5 protein-coding genes are annotated in these 6,901 nt (G+C 72.4%); 2 read left to right on the top strand and 3 right to left on the bottom strand.

The features are described 5' to 3' along the window. Positions 1–325: 325 nt before the first annotated feature. Entirely contained in the window at positions 326–820 is a 495-nt protein-coding gene (locus tag J7E97_RS35380) for a hypothetical protein (protein ID WP_215035778.1), read from the bottom strand. Positions 821–1,173: 353 nt separating this feature from the next. Between J7E97_RS35380 and J7E97_RS35375 the strand changes: the two genes are divergently transcribed. After that, positions 1,174–1,860 carry a class F sortase gene (locus J7E97_RS35375; protein ID WP_215035776.1) on the top strand — a complete coding sequence of 229 codons (687 nt, stop codon included), beginning with the start codon at positions 1,174–1,176 and terminating at the stop codon, positions 1,858–1,860. A gap of 52 nt (positions 1,861–1,912) precedes the next feature. On the opposite strand, the gene J7E97_RS35370 is transcribed toward J7E97_RS35375, so the two are convergent. Both J7E97_RS35370 and lysX read right to left on the bottom strand, forming a co-directional pair. Further along, positions 1,913–2,857 carry a polysaccharide deacetylase family protein gene (locus J7E97_RS35370; RefSeq protein ID WP_215035774.1) on the bottom strand — a complete coding sequence of 315 codons (945 nt, stop codon included), beginning with the start codon at positions 2,855–2,857 and terminating at the stop codon, positions 1,913–1,915. A gap of 127 nt (positions 2,858–2,984) precedes the next feature. Further along, entirely contained in the window at positions 2,985–6,287 is a 3,303-nt protein-coding gene (gene lysX, locus J7E97_RS35365; RefSeq protein ID WP_215035771.1) for a bifunctional lysylphosphatidylglycerol synthetase/lysine--tRNA ligase LysX, read from the bottom strand. A gap of 60 nt (positions 6,288–6,347) precedes the next feature. On the opposite strand from lysX, the gene J7E97_RS35360 reads away from it, so the two are divergent. After that, positions 6,348–6,809, top strand: coding sequence for a universal stress protein (locus J7E97_RS35360; protein ID WP_215035769.1), 462 nt, complete (start codon positions 6,348–6,350; stop codon positions 6,807–6,809). The last annotated feature ends 92 nt before the right edge of the window (positions 6,810–6,901 follow it).

The raw sequence follows: 6,901 nt of genomic DNA, 5'->3' as shown, positions 1-6,901 counted from the left end.
AAGTAGCCGCCGGCGGAGGCCTCCTGCTCGGCGGCCTGGTCGGCCTCGGCTACGCCCTGCGCCGCCGCGACATCCGCCGCATCCACTGAACCCCGCCGCACCGCCGCACCTCCATTCCCACCGCCCCGCCATCCCCACCGCGCCGCCCGGGCTCCACGGCCGTCAACCGCCGGTCGCCCCGGGTCCTGCCGAGGACCCGGGGCGACCGGCGGTTCTTCGTGTGCGGAAGGAGGGCGCAAGAGGATGGAAGGGCGAGAGTGCGCCGCGCGGATCGAGCCCGGCTGACCCGTGGGGAACACCGCCCCGGCCGGGAGGGCGGGCGCCGTCAGGCCCGGTCGCGCAGCGGACGGCGGCGACGGATCACGTGGGCGCCGGCGCCCAGTGCGGCCGCGCCGACGAGGCCCGCGCCGATGGCGGTCTCGGTGGCGGACGGACCGAAGGAGCCGCCCAGGCCGCCCTGGGCTCCGTTGCCCTCCAGGATCGTGAAGCGGTGCGTGGCGACCAGGCTGTTGTCGTGGCACTTGACCGACAGCGTGTGGTGGCCGGGCGAGGCGTGGTTGAAGATCCGGACGGTGGCGAACCCGATGGAGCCGGCCGACAGGTTCGTCTGCGGAAAGTTGCCGTGCGAGAAGACGATGCCGCCGTGGCCGCAGCCGGCCGCGCTGACCTGCATCGAGGAGCCTTGGTGCACGGAGTACGGGTTGACGGTGACGTTGCTGGGCCCACCGCCACCCGGGGGATTTGCGACGGCGATCGGTGCGGCAAGGGCGACGGCGGCGAACGCCGCCGCAGTCACGGCGAGGGCGCGAGAAGCACGCATGGTGGAACCTCCAGCGGGAAGCGCCCCGGAGCGGTGGCCCGGGCAGATCGACGAGAACGCCTCCCATCACGAACCCTCCTGGCGTTCCGCAACCAGCGCATTTCCGGCTTTGGGCCGCAAGGTTGAGCGACACGCCGAGGCGCGGACGCGTGCGCTGACGGATCCGCAGGTCACGACCCGTCAGACATTTATGTGACGATTACCTGGATGGGCGCACCCCTTCCGGCCCCACCACCCGTTCGCCCTTCCCCGATCGCCGTCCCGCGCGCACCGCCTTAGCGTGCGTGAAGTAGGGCGTTAAAGGGGTGGGACAAGAACGCGGGTCGGGACCCCCGCGTCGGGAAGGGAGAACCATGACCGAGGACGAGAGTGAGAGGCCACCGAGAAGGCGCTCCCCCTGGGGCGCCATCGCGCTGGTCATGCTCACCGGCCTCGCCATGATGCGCAACGGAGCCGATGTCGAGGCCGGGCCTCCGCAGCCCGCCGCCGCGGCGGCGGTCGGACCGTCCGGGGCCGCGGTCGGGGCACAGAGCGACCAGTCACCCGGTCTGCCGCCCACGCCTCCGTCGGACCTGGAGGTGCTGGAACACTCGTCGGTCCAGCGCATCCGGATCCCGTCGATCAGGGTGGACGCGCCGGTGATGACGGTCGGGCTGGACGCTCAGGGCTGGATCGACGCGCCGCCCCCGCAGGAGAGGAACCTGGCCGGCTGGTACCTCAACGGCATCTCGCCGGGTCAGCGGGGTTCGGCGGTGATCGTGGGCCACGTGGACAACGCGCAGGGCCCGGCGGTCTTCTACGGGCTGGGCTCCGTCCGCAAGGGCAGCCACATCGAGGTGGCGCGCTACGACGGGCGCACGGCGGTGTTCGAGGTGTACGGCGTGGAGGTCTTCTCGAAGAACTCGTTCCCCGGAGCCCGGGTGTACGGGGACACCGGGCACCCGGAACTCCGGGTCATCACGTGTGGCGGCGGCTATTCGAAGGCGGGGGGCTACGACGGCAACGTCGTCGTCTTCGCGCGGATGGTGGAGGCCCGCTGACCGGTCCGAGGCACACGCGCACGACGGCCGCCGCCGCGCCGGGGAGAGGTCCTCAGCGCGGCGGCGGCGCCGGCAGCGTCATCCGGAAGCCGCGGCCGAGCAGTTGCGGCAGGTAGGTCGCCAGCGCCTGGACGCTCTGTGAGCGGTTGCCGCCCGCGTCGTGGTTCAGCACGATCACCCCGGGCGCGGCCCCCTTGAGGACCCGCGACACGATCGTGGTCGTGCCGGGCTCCTTCCAGTCCAGGGTGTCCACGGTCCAGGCGAGCGGTTCCATGCCGAGCTCCGCGCCGATCTCGAAGGCGGCCCGGTTCCACGCCCCGTAGGGCGCCCGGAACCACACCGGCGCCTCGCCGGTCGCCTGCTGTACGACCTCGCTCGTGCGCCCGATCTCGGCGGCGAGGGCGGGCCGGCCGAGCGTGGGGATGAGCGGGTGGGTCCAGGTGTGGTTGCCGATGACGTGGCCCTCGGCGACCATCCTGCGCAGCAGGTCCCGGTTGTCCGTGGCCATCTCCCCGCAGACGAAGAACATGGCCCGTACGCCGTAGCGCGCGAGGGTGTCGAGGATTGCCGGGGTGTAGCGGGGGTCGGGGCCGTCGTCGAAGGTGAGCGTCATGGCGCTCGGCGTGCTCGCGGCGGCCGGGAGTTCGAGGATGGGCCGGGTGCGTACGGCGGGCTTCGCCGCGGCCACGCGTTCCGGGCTGCCCTCGGAGGTCATCGGCTGGAGCCGGTACGAGGCCCCGCGCGGGCTTTGTGGCCGGGCGGCGCCGGGGGCTCCGGCGAGGGGCACCGGCCCGGCGGCTCCTCCCGGTCCCGGTCCGAAGCCGGTTCCGCCGAGGCCGGAGGCGCCGGGGCCCGAGGCGCCGAGGCCGGGGGCCTGCCCGGAGCCCGGCAGGTCGTTCTCGCCTCCGGTCACCAGTCCGGCGGCGGCGGCGACTCCGAGGAAGACGGCGGAGCGCAGGAGCACGCGTCGCTCTACTGTCGGCTCATCATTTTTCATTACTACTACGTATCAACGACATCGGCGCGGATGTCGAGGGGCGCGGACGCACCTCCGTCCGCTCACCCGGTCAGCGCACCGCCCGGCGCACAGCCCGGCGCGCAGCCCCGTAGGTCAGTCCGGAAGGTCAGCCGCGCCGCACCAGCGGGAACGGCAGCGTCTCGCGGATCGTCAGACCCGTGAGGAACATGACGAGGCGGTCCACGCCGATGCCCAGCCCGCCGGTCGGCGGCATCGCGTACTCCAGCGCGTCGAGGAAGTCGTTGTCGATCTCCATCGCCTCCGGGTCGCCGCCCGCCGCGAGCAGCGACTGCGCGGTGAGCCGGCGCCGCTGTTCGACGGGGTCGGTCAGTTCCGAGTAGGCGGTGCCCAGTTCGGTCCCGAAGGCCACCAGGTCCCAGCGCTCCGCGAGCCTGGGGTCCTTGCGGTGCTGGCGGGTGAGCGGCGAGACATCGGTCGGGAAGTCCTTGTAGAAGGTGGGCAGCCTGGTCTTCTCCTCCACCAGCCGTTCGTACATCTCCAGGACCACGTCGCCCCGCGTGTTGTCGGGGGTGTGCGGGACGGCGGCCCGGTCGCAATGCCTCCTCAGGACGGCTTCCTCCGTGTCGGCGTCGACCTCCTCGCCGAGAGCCTCGCTGATCGCCCCGTACATCGTCTTGACCGGCCAGGTACCGGAGATGTCGTGGACGACGAGCTTCCCGTCCGGGCCCGCCTTGTGCGCGATGGGCGAGCCGAAGGCGGCCGTGGCGGCGCTCTGGATCAGCTCGCGCGTCAGGTCGAGCATCACGTCGTAGTCGGCGAAGGCCTGGTAGGCCTCCAGCATCGTGAACTCGGGGTTGTGCTTGTAGGAGACGCCCTCGTTGCGGAAGGTGCGGCCCATCTCGAAGACCTTCTCCATGCCACCGACGCACAGCCGCTTCAGGTACAGCTCGGGAGCGATGCGCAGGTACAGGTCGAGGTCGTAGGCGTTGATGTGGGTGCGGAAGGGCCGGGCGTTGGCCCCGCCGTGGATCTGCTGGAGCATCGGGGTCTCGACCTCCAGGTAGCCCCGGTCCAGCAGCCCCTGCCGCAGCCCCTGGACCGCGGCGGAGCGGGCCCGTACGACGTCGCGCGCCTCGGGGCTCGCGACCAGGTCGAGGTAGCGCCGCCGGACCCGGGCCTCCGGGTCGGCGAGGCCCTTGCGCTTGTCGGGCAGCGGGCGCAGGCACTTGCCGGTGAGCTGCCAGGAGTCGACGACGAGGGACAGCTCACCGCTCTTGCTGGCGCCGACCTCGCCGCTCGCGACGACGTGGTCGCCGAAGTCGACCTGGGAGGTGAAGGTGCCGAGCACGGCGGCGCCCGCCTCGTCCCGGGTGAACATCAGCTGGATGTCACCGGACCAGTCCCGCAGGACGGCGAACACGACGCCGCCGAGGTCGCGCACGACCATGACGCGTCCGGCGACGGTGACCGGCGAGCCGGTGCGGGTGCCGGGCGGGTGTCCGGGGTGGGCCGCCCTGAGCTCGGCGACCGTGTGGGTGCGCTGCCGGATGCCGACGGGGTACGGGTCGGTGCCGGAGGCCCGGATCCGATCCAGCTTGTCGCGGCGGACCCGGACCTGTTCGGGCAGCCGCTCGGCCGGCGCCGCCGTGCCCTCCTGTCCTACGCGTTCCAGCCCGAGGGAGTCGATGGGCGGCAGGCCCGCCGTGGTGGCGGGGGCGGTGAGCCCGCGCGGGTGGCCGTTGCCCCACAGGGTGCGCATGCTGGGCACGGACACGAAGCCCTCGGCGATGCCGGAGGCGAGGCTGACCCGGGCGAGCGAGCCTGCGTCCTGGTAGCAGAGGAACCGGGGGTACCACTCGGGGCCGTACTTGACGTTCGAGCGGTACAGCGCCTCCAGCTGCCACCAGCGGGAGAAGAAGAGCAGCAGCCTGCGCCACAGTTTGAGCACGGGGCCGGCGCCGATCCTGCCGCCCTCCTCGAAGGCGGAGCGGAAGACGGCGAAGTTGAGGGAGATGCGGCGCACGCCGAGGCCGGGGGCGGCGGCGCACAGTTCGGCGACCATGAACTCCATGACCCCGTTGGGGGCGGAGCGGTCGCGGCGCATCAGGTCGAGGGAGATGCCGTCCTTGCCCCAGGGGACGAAGGACAGCAGGGCGATGAGCTCGCCCTTGCCGTCGAAGGCCTCCACGAGCAGGCATTCGCCGTCGGCGGCGTCGCCGAGCCGGTCCAGGGCCATGGAGAAGCCGCGTTCGGTCTCGGTGTCGCGCCAGGTGTCGGCCCGGTCCACGATCATCTGCATCTCGTCCTCGGAGAGGGCGCAGTGGCGGCGGATGAGGGTGGTGGCGCCGGTGCGCCGGACCCGGTTGACGGCTTGGCGGGTGACGCGCATGTCGCGGCCGTCGAGGTCGAAGTGGGCGACGTGCAGGATCGCCTCGTCCCCGAGCTGGAGGGCGCTGAGTCCGGAGCGGGCGTACGCGGTCGCACCGTCCTCGGAGGCGCCCATGACGGCGGGCTGCCAGCCGTAGCGGCGGGCGACGGCGAGCCAGGCGTCGATGGCGGGGGTCCAGGCCGCCGGGTCGCCGACGGGGTCGCCGCTGCCGAGGCAGACGCCGGCCTCGACGCGGTAGGTCACGGCGGCCTTGCCGTTGGGGGCGAAGACGACGGCCTTGTCCCGGCGGGTGGCGAAGTAGCCGAGGGAGTCGGCCCGCCCGTACGCGCCGAGCAGGGCCCTGATGCGTGGTTCCTCGTCGCCGTGCAGGGCGGCGGTCAGCCGCTGGGACCGGAACAGGGTGGCGGCGGCGTTCAGCAGGGCGAGGGCGCCGAAGAGGCCGAGCAGGAAGGACAGGGGCCTGGGCGGGCGGCCGTCGAACTCGCGGACGGAGAAGAGCCCGCCGAAGACTTGTTTGGCGGCCCAGTCCAGCCACTGGCCCCTGGGCAGGGTCCCGGGGAACAGTGCGACCAGTCCCCAGCCGAGGAAGACGGCGGCGAGCAGCCCGAGGCCGAGCACGAGCATGGCCCGCCAGAGGGCACCGGGACGGGAGGCGGCGTTGAACTCCTTGCGGGCGGCGATCAGGATCACGAGGGCGGCGACCGAGAGGGCCATGGAGGAGAAGCCGACCCAGTAGTCCTCGTCGGCGATGATCAGCACGTCGACCAGGAGCAGGAGGGCCAGATAGGTGACGACGATCCACCAGGCGACCTTCTTGCGCATGCCGAGTGCCGCGGCGAGCAGGAAGAGGAAGACGGCGTAGGCGAGGTTGGCGCTGACCGGCACCACCACGGCGTCGAGGAAGCGCACGATGTGCCGCAGGAGCCGCCGCAGTGTCGGGGAGAGCGACAGCAGGGCGCAGATCAGCCCGAGCGTTCCGAAGAACGCGCCGAAGGCGTCGGGCACCCGGTTCAGGAAGCGGTTCCGGGTTCCGCGCGTCTCCTCCACGGTGGCACTCATGGTTCGCACTGTAGGGAGGGCCCGGTCCCTTCGCGCGTCGAGCCGGATAGCCTCGGGAGGGTGACCGATCAAGTGAACACGGGATTCGAGCGCGGTACGGACGGCCCGAAGGTGATTCTCGCCGGGATCGACGGATCGGAGTCCTCGCTGCGTGCCGCGGCGTACGCGGCGGGGCTGGCGCGGCGGCAGAACGCGCTGCTGGCGCTGGTGTACGTACAGCCGGTGATGCCGGCCGGGGCGTCGCTGGGTGCGCCGGTGGGAGGTACCACCGAGGAGATCGCGCAGGGCCTGGTGGCCGAGATCCGGGAGTCCGCGGAGCGCCTGAAGGGCGTGTACGACGTCCGCTGGCAGTTCCACACCTTCCGCGGCGATCCGTACTCCGGCCTGGTGAGCGCGGCGGAGGAGCTGACGGCGGACGCGGTGGTGGTGGGTGCCTCGGAGCAGGCGGGTCACCGGATCGTGGGCTCGGTGGCGGTCCGCCTGGTGAAGGCGGGCCGCTGGCCGGTGACGGTGGTTCCGTAACCGCGCGACCGCGTAGCCCCGGAGCACCGGGGCCCTGGAGCTATGGAGCGCCGGAGCCCTACTTCGCCCTCTTCAGGCCGTCCTTCGCCGCG

Source organism: Streptomyces sp. ISL-66, from assembly GCF_018614135.1.
Lineage (GTDB): Bacteria > Actinomycetota > Actinomycetes > Streptomycetales > Streptomycetaceae > Streptomyces.
The sequence above is the reverse complement of the archived record's forward strand: the minus strand, read 5'-3'. Positions and strand labels throughout refer to the sequence as shown.